Annotated in this window: 19 protein-coding genes; 16 read left to right on the top strand and 3 right to left on the bottom strand. The window is 66.7% G+C overall.

Annotated features, from left to right (window positions below; translation table 11 throughout):
* The first annotated feature begins 137 nt into the window (after nt 1-137).
* The 12 genes from H5U26_RS13900 to H5U26_RS13845 all read left to right on the top strand — a co-directional run bounded on the left by H5U26_RS13900 (nt 138) and on the right by H5U26_RS13845 (nt 9631).
* On the top strand, nt 138-560 hold the full coding sequence (locus tag H5U26_RS13900; RefSeq protein ID WP_290620732.1) for a rubrerythrin family protein: 423 nt from the start codon (nt 138-140) through the stop codon (nt 558-560).
* Nucleotides 561-715: 155 nt separating this feature from the next.
* The gene (locus H5U26_RS13895; protein WP_290620730.1) at nt 716-2074 is read left to right on the top strand and encodes a heterodisulfide reductase-related iron-sulfur binding cluster; all 1359 of its coding nucleotides are present in this window, start codon (nt 716-718) and stop codon (nt 2072-2074) included.
* A 3-nt stretch (nt 2075-2077) separates the two neighbouring features.
* Entirely contained in the window at nt 2078-2665 is a 588-nt protein-coding gene (locus H5U26_RS13890; protein ID WP_290620728.1) for a DUF3501 family protein, read from the top strand.
* A 38-nt stretch (nt 2666-2703) separates the two neighbouring features.
* Nucleotides 2704-3309 (top strand): LemA family protein, encoded by a 606-nt coding sequence (locus H5U26_RS13885; RefSeq protein ID WP_290620726.1) that lies wholly within the window; start codon nt 2704-2706, stop codon nt 3307-3309.
* Nucleotides 3310-3334: 25 nt separating this feature from the next.
* The gene (locus H5U26_RS13880) at nt 3335-4177 is read left to right on the top strand and encodes a YgcG family protein (RefSeq protein ID WP_366055973.1); all 843 of its coding nucleotides are present in this window, start codon (nt 3335-3337) and stop codon (nt 4175-4177) included.
* Between the two features lie 2 nt (nt 4178-4179).
* Nucleotides 4180-4680: a TPM domain-containing protein gene (locus tag H5U26_RS13875; RefSeq protein WP_290620722.1), complete on the top strand. Its 501-nt coding sequence runs from the start codon at nt 4180-4182 to the stop codon at nt 4678-4680.
* 116 nt (nt 4681-4796) lie between these two features.
* Entirely contained in the window at nt 4797-5450 is a 654-nt protein-coding gene (locus tag H5U26_RS13870; protein ID WP_290620720.1) for a DUF4126 domain-containing protein, read from the top strand.
* 24 nt (nt 5451-5474) lie between these two features.
* The gene (locus H5U26_RS13865) at nt 5475-6641 is read left to right on the top strand and encodes an acyl-CoA dehydrogenase family protein (RefSeq protein ID WP_290620718.1); all 1167 of its coding nucleotides are present in this window, start codon (nt 5475-5477) and stop codon (nt 6639-6641) included.
* Between the two features lie 16 nt (nt 6642-6657).
* Nucleotides 6658-7782, top strand: a complete 1125-nt coding sequence (locus H5U26_RS13860; protein WP_290620716.1) for a CaiB/BaiF CoA-transferase family protein — start codon at nt 6658-6660, stop codon at nt 7780-7782.
* Nucleotides 7779-8495, top strand: a complete 717-nt coding sequence (locus tag H5U26_RS13855; protein WP_290620714.1) for a glutathione S-transferase family protein — start codon at nt 7779-7781, stop codon at nt 8493-8495. Before H5U26_RS13860 ends, H5U26_RS13855 begins: the two co-directional genes overlap by 4 nt.
* Before the next feature lie 145 nt (nt 8496-8640).
* Entirely contained in the window at nt 8641-8970 is a 330-nt protein-coding gene (locus H5U26_RS13850) for a glycine zipper domain-containing protein (protein ID WP_290620712.1), read from the top strand.
* Nucleotides 8971-9199: 229 nt separating this feature from the next.
* On the top strand, nt 9200-9631 hold the full coding sequence (locus H5U26_RS13845; RefSeq protein WP_290620710.1) for an FxsA family protein: 432 nt from the start codon (nt 9200-9202) through the stop codon (nt 9629-9631).
* 3 nt (nt 9632-9634) lie between these two features.
* On the opposite strand, the gene otsB is transcribed toward H5U26_RS13845, so the two are convergent.
* The 3 genes from otsB to H5U26_RS13830 form a co-directional block, all read right to left on the bottom strand.
* Nucleotides 9635-10783, bottom strand: coding sequence for a trehalose-phosphatase (otsB, locus tag H5U26_RS13840; RefSeq protein ID WP_290620708.1), 1149 nt, complete (start codon nt 10781-10783; stop codon nt 9635-9637).
* A gap of 95 nt (nt 10784-10878) precedes the next feature.
* The gene (locus H5U26_RS13835; RefSeq protein WP_290620706.1) at nt 10879-11646 is read right to left on the bottom strand and encodes a phosphoglycolate phosphatase; all 768 of its coding nucleotides are present in this window, start codon (nt 11644-11646) and stop codon (nt 10879-10881) included.
* Nucleotides 11647-11652: 6 nt separating this feature from the next.
* On the bottom strand, nt 11653-12282 hold the full coding sequence (locus tag H5U26_RS13830) for an NUDIX domain-containing protein (RefSeq protein WP_290620704.1): 630 nt from the start codon (nt 12280-12282) through the stop codon (nt 11653-11655).
* A 423-nt stretch (nt 12283-12705) separates the two neighbouring features.
* On the opposite strand from H5U26_RS13830, the gene H5U26_RS13825 reads away from it, so the two are divergent.
* From H5U26_RS13825 to H5U26_RS13810, 4 genes are all read left to right on the top strand, one after another.
* A complete protein-coding gene (locus tag H5U26_RS13825; RefSeq protein WP_290620702.1) occupies nt 12706-14640 on the top strand; it encodes a hypothetical protein in 1935 nt (644 codons plus the stop codon).
* Between the two features lie 101 nt (nt 14641-14741).
* Entirely contained in the window at nt 14742-15959 is a 1218-nt protein-coding gene (locus H5U26_RS13820) for a DUF444 family protein (protein WP_290620700.1), read from the top strand.
* On the top strand, nt 15952-17379 hold the full coding sequence (locus H5U26_RS13815) for a SpoVR family protein (protein ID WP_290620698.1): 1428 nt from the start codon (nt 15952-15954) through the stop codon (nt 17377-17379). The genes H5U26_RS13820 and H5U26_RS13815 overlap by 8 nt, the downstream gene beginning before the upstream one ends.
* A gap of 266 nt (nt 17380-17645) precedes the next feature.
* The gene (locus H5U26_RS13810) at nt 17646-18110 is read left to right on the top strand and encodes a hypothetical protein (protein ID WP_290620696.1); all 465 of its coding nucleotides are present in this window, start codon (nt 17646-17648) and stop codon (nt 18108-18110) included.
* The last annotated feature ends 416 nt before the right edge of the window (nt 18111-18526 follow it).

Here is an 18526-nt window from a genome sequence, read left to right as displayed (position 1 = left end):
CGATAGACATTGGCTATCGGCGGCATTGGAAAAATCAACTTCCATCCCCCACCTTGCCCGACTACCATGCGTAGCCGTGAAGTTCCGCCACTCCGGCGGCAACCGAACGGTGTCAATCAACTGCAGGAGGTCATGACATGGCTACTTTGAAAGGCAGCAAGACCGAGGGCAACCTCAAGGCCGCATTTGCCGGCGAATCGCAGGCCAACCGGCGTTATCTGTATTTCGCCAACAAGGCCGACGTGGAAGGCTACAACGACGTCTCGGCAGTGTTCCGCTCCACCGCCGAAGGTGAGACCGGTCACGCCCACGGCCACCTGGAGTACCTGGAAGCCGTCGGCGACCCGGCCACCGGCCTGCCGATCGGCGCTACCGCCGAGAACCTGAAGGCGGCCATCGCCGGCGAGACCCACGAGTACAGCGACATGTACCCGGGCATGGCCAAGGCAGCGCGCGAGGAAGGCTTCTCCGAGATCGCCGACTGGTTCGAGACCCTGGCCAAGGCGGAGCGTTCGCACGCCAACCGCTTCCAGAAGGCCCTGGACACCCTGGGCAGCTGATGCCCCGGCGGTGGCGGGGGCCGGCGACGGTCCCCGCCTCGCTTTTCGGAACGTTTGTCGCGGGGCGCAAGGCCCCGTTGCTGGCCGGCCCAGGTGCCGAGCCATCGCCGTAATCAGTGTCTCAACGCCGGTCCGTTCACGCAGGAGCCCCGATCATGGCTGATTCCCCGTCCCGTACGCCGCCCCGCGAAGGCAGCCTGGAAGCCCCGACCCGGCACGCCATTGAATGGCAGACCGCCGAGTACTACGACGCACAGGCGCTGGAGAAGGAGCTGGAGCGTGTGTTCGACATCTGCCACGGCTGCCGCCGCTGCGTGAGCCTGTGCCAGGCCTTCCCGACCCTGTTCGATCTGGTGGACGAGTCCTCCACCATGGAAGTGGACGGCGTGGCCAAGGATGACTACATCAAGGTGGTCGACCAGTGTTACCTGTGCGACCTGTGCTACATGACCAAGTGCCCGTACGTGCCGCCGCACGAGTGGAACGTGGACTTCCCGCACCTGATGCTGCGCGCCAAGGCGGTGAAGTTCAAAACCAAGGGCGCGTCGTTTCGCGACCGCTTCCTGACCTCCACCGACCTGACCGGCAAGCTGGCCGGCATTCCGGTGGTCACCGAAACCGTCAATGCCGTGAACCGCAACAAGCCGGCCCGCCAGGTGATGGAAAAGGTCATGGGCATCCACGCCGATGCCGTGCTGCCGCCGTTCGCGAGCAAGCCGCTGAAGCGTCACTTCAAGGATCAGGCGGCGGTCAACGCGCCGCTGACGCCGCAGGCCGGCGCCAACACCACCGGCAAGGTGCTGCTGTTCGGCACCTGCTACGGCCATAACCAGATGCCGGAGCTGGGCGACGATCTGGCGGCCATCTACCGCCACAACGGCCTGCCGGTGACACTGGCCGACAACAGCCGCTGCTGCGGCATGCCCAAGCTGGAACTGGGCGACATGGACTCGGTCAACGAGCTGAAAAAACACAACCTGCCGGCGCTGGCCGCCTACGTGGACCAGGGCTACGACATCGTGGCGCCGGTGCCGTCCTGCGTGCTGATGTTCAAGCAGGAGCTGCGCCTGATGTTCCCGGACGATGCCGACGTGCAGAAGGTCGCGGCGCGCATTTTCGATCCGTTCGAGTACCTGATCGCCCGCCACAAGGACGGCCTGCTCAAGACCGACTTCAAGCAGTCGCTGGGCAAGATCGCCTACCACCCACCCTGCCACCTGCGGGTGCAGAACATCGGTCTGAAAACACGCGAGGTGTTCCAGCTGATCCCGGACACCGAGGTGGTGGCCATCGAGCGCTGCGCCGGGCACGACGGCACCTACGGCGTGAAGGTGGAAACCCATCCGCTGTCGATGAAGATCGGCACGCCGGTGTTCGACCGCGTGCGCGAGATCGACCCCATCCACTACGCCAGCGACTGCCCGATCGCCTGCAAGCACATCGAGCACGGCGTCGGCAACGGCAAGCCGTCCGAGCACCCGCTGCAGTTGCTGCGCCTGGCCTACGGAGTCTGAGCCATGCAAAAACTCACCCGCGCCGACCTGCTGTCGCTGGAGCAGTACGCCGAGCAACGCCCGGCGATGCGTGCCCGCGTGCTGGAGCACAAGAAAAACCGCCAGATCCAGCTCGGCCCGCACGCCACGCTGGCCTTCGAGGATCGCCTGACCGTCCAGTACCAGATCCAGGAAATGCTGCGCATCGAGCGCGTGTTCGAGGCGCGCGGCATCCAGGACGAGCTGGACGCCTACAACCCGCTGATCCCGGACGGCCACAACCTGAAGGCCACCTTCATGATCGAGTACGACGACGAGGCCGAGCGGCGCGTCGCCCTGGCCCGCCTGATCGGCGTCGAGGACCGCGTCTGGCTGCGCGTGGCCGGCCACGAACCGGTGTACGCCATCGCCGACGAGGACATGGAGCGCGAGAACGACGACAAGACCTCCGCCGTGCACTTCGTGCGCTTCGAGTTCACGCCGGCCATGATCGGGGCGCTGCATGCGGGCGCGGACCTGGCCGCCGGCATCGATCACCCGAACATGACGGTCAGCATCGACCCGTTACCGGCCGCCACGCGCGCGGCGCTGGCGGCGGATCTGGTCGGCTGAGCGGCCAACCACACGCACCCATCGCAAGGACACCGTAGATGCGACAGGCAAGACTGCTGCTGGCCACACTGCTGGCTCTGGCCCTGAGCGGCTGCGGCTACAACAAGTTCCAGACCGCTGACGAGCAGGTCAAGGCGGCCTGGTCGGAGGTGCTGAACCAGTACCAGCGCCGCGCCGATCTGGTGCCCAATCTGGTCAACACGGTCAAAGGCTTCGCCGCGCAGGAGAAGGAGGTCCTGACGCAGGTGACGCAGGCCCGCGCCTCGGTCGGCTCGATTCAGGCCACGCCGGAACTGCTCAACGACCCGGAAGCTTTCGCGAAATTCCAGGCCGCGCAGGGGCAACTGAGCAGTGCCCTGTCGCGCCTGCTGGTGGTGTCCGAGAACTACCCGCAGCTGAAATCCGACGCCAATTTCCGCGATCTGCAGGCGCAGCTGGAAGGCACCGAAAACCGCATCACCGTGGCCCGCAACCGCTACATCAAGGCCGTGCAGGACTACAACGTCACGGTGCGCTCGTTCCCGTCCAACCTGACGGCGATGCTGTTCGGCTACCGCGTGAAGCCCAATTTCACGGTCCAGAACGAGCAGGAGATTTCGGCGCCACCGAAGGTCGACTTCAGCCCGGCACCGGCCAGGCCCTGACTGCCCGCCGCCGCGACGCCCGGTGCTGACGGCATCCCGAATCCTGATCCTGGCCTGGGCGCTGTGCAGCCCGTGGGCGGGCCACGCCGAGGTGGCCGTCCCGCCGCTGACGGCGCGCGTCACCGACCAGACGGGGACCCTGACACCCGAGCAGAAATCCGCGCTCGAACAAACATTACGCGCCTTCGAGGCGCTCAAGGGCAGCCAGATCGCCGTCCTGATGGTGCCCACCACAGCGCCGGAAACGATCGAGCAGTATTCCCTGCGCGTGGTCGAACAATGGAAGCTCGGACGCCAGAAGGTTGATGACGGCGCCCTGCTGATTGTGGCCAAGGAAGACCGCACGCTGCGCATCGAAGTCGGTTACGGCCTGGAAGGCGCCTTGAACGACGCCACCAGCAAACGCATCGTCAGCGAAGTCATCACGCCCTATTTCCGGCAAGGCGATTTTTACGGCGGCATCCGTGCCGGCGTCGACCGGATGATTCGCGTCATCGACGGCGAAGCCCTGCCACCCCCGACGGCGCGGCCGGCAGGCTCCAGCGACGCGTTGTTTAGCCAGCTGCCAATCATCCTGTTTCTGGTCGTCGCCGTTGGCGGCGTGCTTCGGGCGGTGCTCGGACGGCTCCCGGGCGCAGCGGTCGGCGGTGCCATCATCGCGGTCGTCGCATGGCTGCTGATCGGGACCCTCATCGTGGCCCTGATCGCCGGGGTTGTGGCCTTTTTGTTTACCTTGCTCGGCGGCGGCGGACGCGGCGGTTTTGGCGGGTATCCGGGGGGGCTGGGCGGTCGCGGCGGGTTTGGAGGTGGCGGCTTTGGCGGCGGCGGCGGCAGCTTCGGTGGCGGCGGCGCCTCGGGGCGGTGGTAGGCATGGACTTGAAACGCATCGTCAGGCACCTGCTCACGACCCGTCGGCAGCTTGCGCGGACCTTTCCAAAAGCGGCGCTGGCGGCCATCGAACAGGCGATCGAGGCCAGCGAAAAGCGGCACGCAGGGCAGCTGCGCTTTGTGGTCGAGGCAGCCCTGGACACCGGACCGCTGTTTCGCGGCCAGTCTGCCAGGGAACGTGCGCTCGAACTGTTCTCCCACCTGCGCATCTGGGACACGCAGCACAACAACGGCGTCCTGATCTACCTGCTGCTGGCCGACCGGGATGTGGAGATCATCGCCGACCGCGGCATTCACGCGCGGGTGGGAACCGAACAGTGGGAAGCCGTCTGCCGCATGATGGAAAGCGCCTTCAGGCGGGGCGATTACGCGGCAGGCGCGATCCAGGGCATCGACGCGGTCAGCAGGCATCTGACGCGGCACTTCCCTGCCACCGGCCGCGCGGGCGAGAACGAATTGCCCGACACCCCGTTGATGTTGTGAGCTGATCGGCACGGACCGGCTGCGACATTCCGGTCACGACCCGTTCCCGGCGCCAGGCGGCCAGGGGCCGCCATGCGATACTGCCGGCCCCGTCGCAGCCTGCCGGTGAGGCCGCCTTGGACAGCTATCACGAACTTGTACGCACCATCGCGCTGACGCTGGGCGTCGGCTGGGCCAGCGGCATCAACCTGTACGCCGCCCTGCTGGTGCTGGGCATCGCCGGGGCCACCGGCGACCTGGCCCTGCCGCCCGACCTGCAGGTGCTGGCCAGTCCGCTGGTGATCGGCGCCGCCGGCCTGATGTACGGGGTGGAATTCTTCGCCGACAAGACGCCGGGCGTCGACAGCGGCTGGGACGCGCTGCACACCTTCATTCGCATCCCGGCCGGGGCGCTGCTGGCGGCCGGCGCCGTGGGCGAGGTCACGCCGGCGCTCGAAATCGCCGCCGGCATCCTGGGCGGTGGCATGGCCGCAACGAGTCACGTCACCAAGGCCGGTACGCGCCTGCTGATCAATACCTCACCGGAGCCGTTCTCGAACTGGACCGCGTCGGTGGCGGAGGATGTCGCCGTATTCGGCGGCCTGTGGGCGGCGCTGAATCAACCCTGGCTGTTCATCAGCCTGCTGGTGGCCTTCCTGGTACTGGTCGCCTGGTTGTTGCCCAAGATTTTTCGGGCCTTGCGCAAGATCGGCGGCGGCATCCTGCGCCTGTTCGGCCGGCGACCGCGCGCGCCCGCTGCCGACCCGCCGGCCAGTCTCGAACGTCAATAAAAGAATTCAGTCCGGAGGAGTGACGTGGATTTCGAGCTGACCGCCGACCAGCAGGCCATCTGCGAGCAGATCGAGCGCCTGTGTGAGCCCTTCGATGACCGCTACTGGTTCGAACGGGACCACGACGGCGAATTTCCGGTGGATTTCGTGAACGCCATGGCCTCTGGCGGGTGGCTGGGCATCGCCATGCCGGAGGCCTATGGCGGCGCGGGGCTTGGCATTACCGAAGCGGCGCTGATGATGCAGACCGTCGCCGCGTCGGGCGCCTGCCTGTCGGGCGCCTCGGCCATTCACCTGAACCTGTTCGGGCCGAACGTGATCGTCAAATTCGGCACGCCCGAGCAGCGCGAGCGCTTCTTGCCGCCGCTGATCCGCGGCGAGCAGCGCGCCTGCTTTGCCGTGACCGAGCCCAACACGGGCCTGGACACCACGCACCTTAAAACCTTCGCCCGCCGCGACGGCGACTGCTACGTCGTGCACGGCCAGAAGGTGTGGACCAGCAACGCCCAGCACGCGCACAAGATGCTGCTGATCGCCCGCACCACGCCGCTGGAGGAAACCGCCCGGCCGATCGACGGCCTGACGCTGTTCTACTGCGACCTGGACCGCGCCCGGGTGGAGGTGCGCGAGATCGAGAAAATGGGCCGCAAGTGCGTGGACTCGAACCAGGTGTTCATCGACGGCCTGGAAATCCCCGTGCAGGACCGCATCGGCGAGGAAGGCCAGGGCTTTCGTTACCTGCTGCACGGCCTGAATCCGGAGCGCATCCTGATCGCCGCCGAGGCCATCGGCATCGGCCGCGTGGCGCTGCGCAAGGCCACCGAGTACGCCAGGGAGCGGGTCGTGTTCGGGCGCCCGATCGGCCAGAACCAGGCCATCCAGCATCCGCTGGCCGAATGCTGGGCCGAGCTCGAAGCCGCCAACCTGGTGATGCTGAACGCCGCCAGCCAGTACGACCGCGGCGCCGACTGCGGCGCGCATGCCAACGCCGCCAAGTACCTGGCCGCCGAGGCCGGCTTCAAGACCTGCACGCAGGCGGTGATGACCCACGGCGGCTTCGGCTATGCCAAGGAGTACCACGTCGAGCGCTACCTGCGCGAGGTGATGATCACCCGCCTGGCGCCGGTCAGCCCGCAGCTGGTGCTGTGCTATCTGGCCGAGCGGGTGCTGGGCCTGCCCAAGTCCTACTGATGGCCGAGGCAATTTGATGTTCGCGCCGCTGGTCGGCGTGCGGGTGCTGGAACTGGCGCCCTTCCTGCCGGGGCCGTTCGCCGGCGCGCAGTTGCTGGCGCTGGGCGCCGAGGTGGTCAAGCTCGAACCGCCGGGCGGCGATCCGGGCCGCCATTTGCCGGACGAGCTGTTCGCCATGAACAACCGTGGCAAGAAAAGCGTCTGCGTGGACCTGAAGGCGCCCGGCGCAGGGGCCTTCGTGCAGCGCCTGGTGGCCGGCTTCGACGTGGTGCTGGAGGGCTTTCGCCCCGGCGTGGCGGCGCGGCTGGGCGTCGATTACGACACGCTGAAACAGCCCCGGCCGGACCTGATCTACTGCTCCCTGTCCGGCTTTGGCCAGACCGGCCCGCGCGCCGCCCTGCCCGGCCACGACCTGACCTATCTGGCCGCCGGTGGCGCGCTGGCCCGGCCCGGGCACTGGCAGGGACCGCCGCAACGGCCCGGCGTGCCGGTGGCCGACACCGCCGGGGGCTTGTTTGCGGCACTGGCGGTGGTGTCTGCCCTGCTGCGCCGGGCGGCCACCGGCGAAGGCGCGTACCTCGACGCCTCGCTGACGGATGCGGCGCTGAGTCTGGCGGCCTGCCGCGGGCTGGCGCCGGCCCAGTCGCGGACCCATCTGCACCCGGCGAACGATCTTTTCACCTGCCGCGACGGCGCGCTCATTGCCGCCGGCCTGCTGGAGGATCATTTCTTCGACGGCTTCGTAGCGGCGCTGGGCGCGGCCGGGGCCGCGCTGCGCGCACCGCAGTACGCCGACCTCGCCAGCCGCCAGCGGCACGGCGACGCGCTGCAGGCGGAACTGAAAACGCTGTTCGCCAGCCGCGACGCCGACCAATGGGAGGCGCTCGCCAACGCGCACCGGCTGCCGATGCTGCGCGTGCGCAGCGTGGCCGAGGCGCTGGCCGAGCAGGGCCCGACCGCGCCGGCTCCCGCCTTTCCGGTGCGCATCGACGGCGCGGCGTTGCCGGCACCGGCGCAGCCGGCACCGGCACTCGGCGCCGACACCGCATCCGTGCTGGCCGCTATCGGCTACGATGCCGCCGCCGTCGCGGCGCTGGCCGCGGCTGGCGTGCTGATCCTGCCCACGACGGAGCCTTCATGATCGAGCTGTACGAGTTCGCCCCCGCCTGGGGCCTGCCCAACCCGAGTCCGTTCTGCATCAAGCTCGAGCTGTATCTGAAAATGACCGGTCTGCCGTTCGAGACCATCACCCAGAACGACGCCCGCAAGGGCCCCAAGGGCAAGATTCCGTTCATCCGCGACGACGGCCAGACCATCGGCGACTCGGAACTGATCATCGAGTACCTGAAGGACAAGTACGGCGACCGCGTCGACGCCAGCCTGACGGCCGAACAGCGCGCCCGCGCCCACGCCATCAACCGCATGCTGCACGACAGCACCTACTGGGTGCTGCTGCACTGCCGCTGGATGGAGGACAACGGCTATCAGGCCATGCGCCAGGCGCTGTTCGGCGGCCTGCCGTGGCCGCTGCGGGTTCTGATCCCGCCTTTGGTCCGCCGCAGCCTGCGCCGCAACCTGACCGGCCAGGGCCTTGGCCGGCACAGCCGGGACGAGATTTTCCGCTTCGGCTTTGCGGATCTGGACGCCCTGTCGGTGCTGCTGGGCGAGAAGGCCTTCCTGCTGGGCGACACGCCGACCAGCGTGGACGCCACCGCGCAGGCCTTCATCATGAGCCTGGTCGGGCCGCCCATCGACAATCCGATGCGCGAGCGCATCCAGCGCACCGCCAACCTGATGGCCTACTACCAGCGCATGAACCAGCGCTTCTATCCGTCGCTGGCCGCGGCGCGCTGAAGGCCAACGAGCCGTTCAGCCTGGGTTCAGGCTGCAAGGGCGAAACTGTCATCCGCGCCGCACCCTGGACGGCGTGTACTGAAGCCAAGGGAACCGGCGGTCGAGAAGCTTGTCCGACTGCCACACCCAACCGGAGCATACCGTCATGAATAAAAAACCGTTCCCTTACATCGCCCTGTTCGCCCTGGCCCTGGCGGCCCCGGTCCATGCCGGTGACACGCTGGATGCCGCCATCGGCGGTGGCCTGGGCGGCGCCGCGGGCGCAGCAGTCGGTAACGAAGTGGGTGGCCGCAGCGGCGCCATCATCGGCGGCGCCGTGGGCGCGGCAGCCGGCACCGCCATCACCACCGACAATGACCGCGACCATGACTACGACGGCCGTCGCCATTACGTCGAGTACCCGTACCGCGACGACGGCCACCACCACCGCGGCCACTTCTGCCCGCCGGGCCAGGCCAAGAAGGGCAACTGCTGAGCGGCCGGCACGGAATCGACCGACAATGGGCGCAAACCCGTTGTCGGTCGTTCGTCTTCAGGCGATGCCCAGCTCCCGCAGCTTGCCGCCAGCCACTCGCGCCGTTCCTGCGTGACGTCCGCCATCGGCGCCAGCACGTAGCCGCCCTGGAGGTCAATCGCGTCGTACCAGGGTTTCCGCAGCATGAACCCACCGGCAGCGGGCATCATAGCCGCCGGTTTTTTCAATCATGCTGATGCCTGCAATGCGCCGTTTTGCATTTTTCGCAATCTTCGTCGGCCTCCCCCTGGCCGAGCTTTACCTGGTGCTGCTGGCGGCGGCGCGATTGGGCGCGCTCACGACGCTGCTGTTGCTGATCCTTGGCGTCGTCGCCGGCAGCGCGGTCATGCGCTACCACGGCATCGCCAGCGTGGCCCGGCTGCGGTCGGCTCTGGCCGGCGGGCAATCACCGGCCGGACCGATGCTGGAAGGCGTGCTGGCGCAGCTCGCCGGCCTGCTGCTGGTAGTGCCCGGCTTCATCACCGACGCGGTCGGTGTGTGCCTGCTGATCGCACCGCTGCGGCGCAGGCTGGCGGCACGCATGGCCGGTCCGGTCGGCGCCGCCTCCAGCACCGAGGTACGCATCATCGAGGGCGAGTTTCGCAGCCGCGACGAGGACTGAGGCTCAGGCCAGCAGCGGCGCCAGGGCGGCCAGCAGGGCCTCGGGCGAGTCCAGGCGGCAGCTTGCTGCCGTCGGCCGTCCGCTGCGGGCGATCAGCACCCCGTAGCCGCCGGCGCGGCGCGCGGCGCGAAAGGCGGCTTCATCGGCCAGATCGTCACCGAAGAAAATCGGCATGCAGTGTCCGACCAGGCGCTGCATGCGCCCGTGCAGCCACTCGACGGCCGTGCCCTTGTCGCGATCGATGGCGGGGCGAATTTCCAGCACCTGCCGGCCGCCTTCGAGAACGAGCCCGTCGAAGGCCGCAACCGCGCTCACCACGTCGCGGCGCAGCCCCACCGCAGCACCCGGCGCAATCGCTCGGTAATGCACCGAGATAGTCACGCCCTTGTGCTCGATGACGCCGCCCGGATACCCCGCCAGCAGAGGCGACAGGCGATCGTGCACGGCATCCAGAAGCGGCCGCCAGTCGGCCGCCAGATGCAGCGTCTGCGGGTCGTAGTCGGCACCGCGCAGTTCGAGACCGTGATTGCCGGCCAGGTAGGCCGACGGCAGGGCCACGCGCGGGGCCAGATCAGCGAGCGCCCGCCCGCTGACCACGGCCAATGGATGGCGCGCCACGAGGCGTGCAAGCAGCTCACGCATGGCAGGCGGCAGGCAGCCATCGGCCGGATGGTCGGGCACCGGCGCCAGCGTACCGTCGAAATCGAACAGCAACGCCAGCGGCCGGCCGGCCAACGCGGCGAGCATCGCAGTGGCATCCGGCAGCGCGCGGAATTTGTCGGCGTACGCGCTCAGCAGGCTGCCGCTGCCGATCTCGGATGGTGCCTCGAGCAGCAATTCCGCGCCCGCAGCAAGCTGCGACGCACCGTGCTTGCCACTGCCCAGCCCGGCCACCAGACCGGCCCCGGCACGCCAGGCGGCGCGGACCGATTCGGCATCGACGGCGAGGACGACCACCTGCTGCGGCGCGGCCTGAAACGGCGGCGGCAGCGCATCGCCGAGCTGGCTGGCCAGCATCGCCACCGCCGGCAGGCCCAGCGCTTCCAGGGACGGCAGGATACGCCCCAGGCCCGGCCGCGGGCGCTGGCTGACGACCAGAACGGCGCTTGGTTTAAGCGAATCGGAAGGCGTTTCGGATGCGAGCTTGGGCATGGCGGCAGTCCGGAGGAAAACGCTGCGGCAAGGGGCCGCGCCGGCGCCGGCAGACTAACTCAGCCCGCCGGCAAGCGCATCGGCATCGCGGCGGCTCAGCCGGTGATGGCCGGCTGCCCCCACACCGTAGGCAGGTCGGTCAGGCGGTCGAGAACGGCCACCGCGCCGGCCGCCGCAAAATCGCAGCTGCGGTCGTACCCGTAGGTCACGGCCACCGTGGCAACGCCAGCCGCCCGGCCCGCCGCCATGTCGATGCGCGAGTCCCCGACCAGCAGGCAGCGGTCGGCCGCCACGCCCAACCCGGACAGTGCCGCCAGGACCGGCAAGGGGTCAGGCTTGAGGCGGGCCGTGCTGTCGCCGCCGATGATGCTGGCAAAACGCTCGCCAAGCCCAAGCGCCGCCAGCAGCGGCTGCACGAACCGATGTGGCTTGTTGGTGACGCAGCCGAGCCGGATGCCGGCGCCAGCCAGTGCCGCCAGGGTGGTGGCGACACCCGGATAGAGCCGACTGTCGCGGCAGGGTTCGGCGGCATAGTGAGCGTTGAAAACGGCCATTGCCTGGCCGTGCAGTGCCGCCGGCGCAATGCCCTCGGGGGAGCCGGTCAGCGCGCGGTGCAGCAGACGCGCCGCGCCCTCGCCGACCCAGCCGCGCACGCGGTCCTGGTCGGCCGCGGCGTGTCCGACACTGGCCAGCGCGGCGTTCACGCAACGCGCCAGATCGGGCACGCTGTCGACCAGGGTGCCGTCCAGATCGAACAGGATCGCCTGCGGCGCCAGCGAAAGTGCGCCCTGAAATGGTGCAACGGCGCAGCCTGATGGCGTCCTTGCCGCCACCACCCGTGCGGCATCGCAGGCGCGCGTCATGCCGGCTCAGCCCGCTTGCGGCGCAGTGGCTTGCAGACGGGCCCGATTCAGGGCCAGCCACTGCAGGGCGATGATCGCCGGGCTGTTCTGGATGCGGCCGGCCGCCAGCCAATCCAGGGCCTGCGCGAACGACACCACATGCACGCGGATGTCCTCGTCCTCGTCGACCACGCCGTGGATACCGCCGGCGCCTGTCAGGTCCGTCAGCGCGCAGTACAGCGTCAGATGCTCGCTGACCGCACCGGGGCTCATGTAGTAGGCGGCAATCGGCAGCAAGTCGGGACCGAGCTGGCAACCGGCCTCCTCGACTGCCTCGCGCCGCGCCACCTCGGCCGGGGTTTCGCCCTCGTGGATGATGCCGGCGACGATTTCGATCTGCCACGGGGATCCACCGTGGGCGTAGGGCCCGATGCGGAACTGTTCGATCAGCAACACGCTGTCGCGCTGCGGGTCGTAGGGCAGCACGGCGGCGGCGTGGCCGCGCTCGAACAGCTCGCGCTGGAACGGCCGGCTCCAGCCGCCGCCGAACAGGCGGTGCCGCAAGCGATAACGGTCGACGCGAAAGTAACCCTGAAAAACCGTTTCCCGCTGCAGCACTTCCACATCGCGCTGGCGGTCGAATTCAATCGGGCTCATCGGGACGCGCGCTGCTTTGCATCGGACACTGGGCAGGGGTGAGTCTGTCATGGTAGCAGCGGGGCAGGGGTTTGCCGGCGCAGCCGAATGAGGTTACAAGAGTCCATGCACCAGCGCAGTGCGACCGGCCGTCAACTTGTTGCGCCGTTTCGGGTCAAAGAACCACAGTGATCCACGGCGCGGAACCCGCCCATGGCGTGGGCGACGAAACTGGCCGGGGCACTTGGCACGGGTCTTGATAACAGTCACTTCGGGAGGCGCCATCCACCCTGACATCGTTCCTGCCCCTGCGGCCGCATCGGACCGCTGCGCGGGCGGGGTCTGGGAATGCCCGACAGGCATCGGATGGTCGATAACACAAGCAATCAAAGAACAGGGAACCGCACGCACGCAACAGGATTGACACACGACGGAGGTCGTTACATGGGTACGAGTACTGGATCCTTCGCTGACCTGATCGACGAAGACCGCAAGGCACGCCAGGAGCACAGCTGGCAGGGCAATTTCCTGGATTACCTGGAACTGGTACGCCAAGACCCGACCATCCCGAAACTCGCCCATGCCCGTCTGTACGAGGCGGTCACGGCGGCCGGCTCCGCGGACCTTGGCGAGACCGACGATCCGCACCTGAACCACCTGTTCGGCGACGAGCGCATCAAGCGCTACCACTACTTCGAGAAGGAATTCTTTGGTATCGAGCGGTCGATCGCGCAGATCGTCCGCTACCTGCACTCGGCGGCCCTGCGCGGCGAGGAAAGCCGGCAGGTGCTGTACCTGATGGGCCCGGTGGGCGCCGGCAAGAGCTCGCTGGTCGCCAAGCTGCAACGGGCGCTGGAGGAAACCGAACCGGTCTACGCCATCGACGGCTGCCCGATCGCCGAGGAGCCCCTGCACCTGATACCGGTACACCTGCGCCGCAGCTTCTCGGACGTGCTCGGCGTGCCGATCGAGGGCGAGCTGTGCCCGCTGTGCCGGCACCGCCTGGAAACCGAATTCGGCGGCCGCTACGAGGATGTGCCTGTGGCCCGGGTGGCATTTTCCCGGCACCGGCGGCGCGGCATCGGCGTGGTGCCGCCGGTGGACCCGAACAACCAGGACACATCGGTCCTGATCGGCTCGGTGGACATCTCAAAGCTCGACCGTTACTCGGAGTCCGACCCGCGGGTGCTGGACCTGTCGGGCGCCTTCAACGTCGGCAACCGCGGCATCGTCGAGTTCATCGAGGTGTTCAAAAACGAGCCCGAATACCTGCACACCATGATCACCGCCACGCAGGAGAAGTTCGTGCCGGCGCCCGGCCGCCACGGCACGGTGTACGTGGACTGCGCCATCATCGCCCACTCGAACGAGGCCGAGTGGCAGAAGTTCAAGGCCGACCACACCAACGAGGCGATCATGGACCGCATCGTGGTGGTGAAGGTGCCGTACAACCTGCGCCTGTCGGAAGAGATCAAGATCTACGAAAAGATGCTGCGCGAGTCGCAGTTCCGCGCCCACATCGCGCCGCACACGCTGGAAATCGCCAGCATGTTCGCCATCCTGTCGCGCCTGGAGCCCACCTCCAAGTGTGACCTGATGACCAAGCTGCGCCTGTACGACGGCGAGGAAGTGGTCAAGAAAGGCACCACGCTGAAGCTGTCGGCCAAGTCCCTGCAGGAAGACACCCACCGCGAGGGCCTGTTCGGCATCTCGACCCGCTTCATCATGAAGGCGCTCGACAATGCGCTCGCCGACAACCCCGAAGTCGGCATCAACCCGATCAGCGTGCGCGAGGCGCTGGTGGACATGGTCAAGCGCGCCGACCTGGCCGAAGACACCAAGAAGCTGTACCTGGAATTCCTGCAGGACACCCTGCACAAGGCCTACCTGGACATCCTGGAGAAGGAAGTCACACGCGCCTTCGTGTTCTCGTTCGAGCAGCAGGCCGAGGACCTGTTCCAGAACTATCTGGACCACGCCGAGGCCTACGTGAACAAGTCCAAGGTCAAGGACCGCAACACCGGCGAGGAGCTGCGCCCGGACGAGAGCTTCCTGAAGTCGGTCGAGGAGCAGATCGGCATCGTCGGCTCGGCGGCCGAAGGCTTCCGGCAGGAAGTCATGTCCTACCTGTGGGCGGCCACGCGGCGCGGCGAGAAGGTCAGCTACCGCGCCTACGAGCCGCTGCGCGACGCGCTGGAGAAGAAGCTGCTGCATTCGGTGCGCGACATGAGCCGCATCGTCACCAAGTCGCGCACCCGCGACGAGGAGCAGAAGGACAAGTACGACACCCTGATCCAGCGCATGATCGAGTTGGGCTACAACGAGCACTCGGCCGAGGTGGTGCTCAAGTACGCGGCCAACAACCTGTGGAAGGACTGACCGCGAGGCAGGCTTGAGAACGGGCTGGCGGCCCCGGCCGCCGCCAGCCCGTCGCAACGGCGCCGCACCGTGCCACGCGGCGATGCACAGCAGGAGGGGCTATGACGCGCTCCCAGTTCCGATCATTCCCGGCCGACGCGCTGCGCTCGGACCGCAGCGCCGGCGATCGCGCCCGGCACCGCCAGAAGGTGCGCCAGGCGATCCGCGACAACATCGGCGACATCGTGGCCGAAGAGGCCATCATCGGCCGCAGCGGCGACCGCATGGTCAAGGTGCCGATCCGCGGCATCCGCGAGTACCGCTTCGTGTATGGCCAGAACCAGCCCGGCGTCGGCACCGGCGAGGGCGGCACCGAAGTCGGCCAGAGCGTCGGCCAGGGCGACCAGTCCGGCGCCGGCAAGGGCCAGGGCGGCAACGAGGCCGGTCAGGACTACTACGAGACCGAGATCAGCCTGGAAGAGCTGATCGACATCATGTTCGAGGACCTGTCCCTGCCGGACCTGGAGCGCAAGAAGCTGCGCCAGTTGCCGTCCGAGCACGCCTTTCAGCGCAAGGGCTTCCGGCATTCCGGCATCCGCGTGCACCTGGACAAGAAACGCACCGCCATGCAGCGCATCCGGCGCCAGATCGCCCAGCGTGCAGGTGCGCCGGACGTGCCGACCGGCGAAGCCGTGGCCGGCGATGTCGAGCAGCGCTTCCCCTTCCACAAGGAGGACATGATCTACCGCCGCCTGCTGCCGGATACCCGGCCGCAGTCGAACGCCGTGGTGCTGTGCATGATGGACACCTCAGGGTCGATGGACAGCACCAAGAAATACCTGGCGCGGTCGTTCTTTTTCCTGCTGTATCAGTTCGTGCGCAGCCGCTATGCGGAAGTCGAGCTGGTGTTCGTGGCCCACCACGCCACCGCCGCCGAGGTGACCGAGGAGGAGTTCTTCCACAAGGGCGAGTCCGGCGGCACGGTGATTTCGTCCGCCTACCAGAAGGGGCTCGAAATCCTGGGCGAGCGCTACCACCCGAGCCTGTGGAACATCTACGCCTTCCACTGCTCGGACGGCGACAACTTCCCCGGCGACAACGACAAGACCGTGCAGGCGGCCGAGGCCATCTGCGAGATGGCCAACCTGTTCGGCTACGGCGAGATCAAGCCGCCCGGCCGCGGCATCTTCGAGAGCTCGATGCTGGAGACCTTCTCGCGCATCAAGTCCGACTGCTTCCACGCCCTGACCATCCACGGCAAGGAAGACATCTGGCCCGGCCTGAAAGCCTTTCTGCAGAAGGACCGGGCCGCACAGGCCACCGGAGGTGAACATGCGTAGCTGGGACGTCGATGACCTGATCGGCTGGGACGAGCGCATCCGCGAAAAGGTGGCCGAATTCGGCCTGGACTGCTTCCCGCAGGTGTTCGAAATCTGCGACGAGGAACAGATGCTCGGCTACATGGCCTACCACGGCATGCCCTCGCACTACCCGCACTGGTCCTACGGCAAGTCGTTCGAGAAGCTCAAGACCACCTACGACCACGGCGTCAGCGGCCTGCCCTACGAGATGGTCATCAACTCGAACGAGTCGATTGCGTACCTGATGCGCAACAACTCGCTGTGCCTGCAGATCCTGACCATCGCCCACGTCTATGGCCACAACGATTTCTTCAAGAACAACTTCACCTTCCAGGGCACGCACCCGGAGCTGACGCAATCGCGTTTCAAGGCGCGCGCCGATCGCGTGCGCCGCTATGCGGAAGACCCGGCCATCGGCATCGACAAGGTGGAGGCGGTGCTGGATGCCGCCCATGCGCTGTCCTTCAACTGCCGGCGCAACCTTGGCGTGCGCAAGCTGGGTCACGCCGAACAGCGCGAGCGGGCCATCGAGGCCACGCACGGCCCGCACGACCCGCACCCCGACATCCACCGCGCGCCGGAGCTGCCCGAGCCGGACCTGCGACGCGTGCCGCTGGAGCCGGAAGAGGACATCCTGCTGTTCATCCGCGACCACAATCCCTACCTCGCCAACTGGGAGCGGGACCTGCTGACCATCGTCCACGAGGAAGCGCAGTACTTCATCCCGCAGATCGAGACCAAGATCATGAACGAGGGCTGGGCCAGCTTCTGGCACCACCGCATCGTCAGCAGCCTGGACCTGCCGGCCGACCTGCAGATGGAATTCATGGTCCACCACTCGCAGGTGGTGCGCCCGCACCCGGGCAGCATCAACCCGTATTACCTGGGCTTCAAGCTGTGGCACGACATCCTGCGCCGCTGCGAGAACCCGACGCCCGAGGAGCGCGAGCGCTACGGCGGGCCCACCGACGGCATGGCCACGCTGATGCGCATCCGCGAGGCAGACCGCGACGCCTCGTTCCTGCGCCAATTCCTGAGCGGCCGACTGATGCGCGAGATGGACATGTACGAGTTCGGTCCGGAGGACGACGAATACGTCGTGCAGCGCGTGGCCGACGAGGACAGCTGGCGGCAGATTCGCGACACGCTGATCGGCACGGTCGGCATGGCAGCCTTCCCGGTCATCCGCATCGACGATGCCGACTACGACGGCGCCCGCAAGCTGCACCTGACACACGCCTACGACGGGCGGGAACTGGAACTGGGCCAGGCCGAGAAGACGCTGGCCTACCTGCACCGCCTGTGGGGCCGCGGCGTAATCATCGAAACCACGCTGCAGGACAAGCCGGCGCAGCTGATTTATGACGAGGACGGTTTCGAGCCGAAAGTGGCTGCCTGAGGGCGCCTCAGGACAGGTGGAAACTGCCGATCCGTAACCCATCATCCGGCTCCGGGCATACGACCGACCCGCCCCGGGGCAATCCGGCTGCCTGTGCCTGTTTGCGGATTGATGGGTTTCGCTGCGCATCACCCATCCTGTGCGCTTGTGGCATGAACCCTTGCGGGTGCACCACAGTGACGCCCAATCCGTCAACCGAGTGGACGCTTTCCGGCGTGCTTCGCGCGCCTACAGTCGCCGCTCATTTCCAACATTAGGGGGGAAGTATGCGGAAGAAGGTACTGACAGTTTTTGGCTTCATTGTTGTGCTTATCGCGGCAAGTATAGGGGGCCAGATTGGCAAAGGAGTTGGCAAAGCTGCTTTTTCATCGTCAAAGCCGACACAGCAGCAAATCGAAGCAAAGCTGTCGGAAGGTTTTACCAAAGCCGCCGAACAAGCAAACGCACGAGGGCCAGTCATGGTAGATCAAGACACGCGGTGGGATAAATCCGTCGCCGGACCTGGCGCACGACTGACATACTTCTATTCATTTCAACAATATTCTTCGCGTGACATCGAACGTGACTGGCTTCTCGCAAAGCTGCAACCAGCGGTCAGAAAGAGCGTTTGTGGAAGCACGGAAATGAAACCTTCGCTTCAATACGGAGGAACCTACGTCTATTCCTACAGAGGGAATGATGGAGTTGAAATTGTTCGCTTCGAGTTGACCAAACATGACTGTGGTTACTGATATTTTTTTTCCGCCGCTCCAGAGGGACGCTACGCCGGCTGTCCGGCTTCGCACCCCTGAGCCAGCACGTTAACCATCATATGCAGCGACCGACAATAGTAATCGACAAGTGCTTCCTTCAGGGATCGAGCTCCAATCGTATCCGCGAGCCTTGCCTGTCCCACAACGTACTGATGACAGACGCGCTCTTCTATGAACTCATTTCATCGAGTGAGCCCCATCGCTCAAGGTGTTTTTCAAAGTTTCCGCCTACCGAAAATCCTGTCACGCTCATTCAGCATACGGGGGCCCCTTAGACTCAAGTTCCAAGTGCAACACCCTGCTGCAGGTAAGGTATTGCGATGGGAACGACGTACAGCCATTTGAGCAGCGAAGAGCGCGCAGTGATCATGATCGAACGGCGGCGAGGCCGCAGT

The sequence above is a fragment of the Immundisolibacter sp. genome, assembly GCF_014359565.1.
Lineage (GTDB): Bacteria > Pseudomonadota > Gammaproteobacteria > Immundisolibacterales > Immundisolibacteraceae > Immundisolibacter.
The sequence above is the reverse complement of the archived record's forward strand: the minus strand, read 5'-3'. Positions and strand labels throughout refer to the sequence as shown.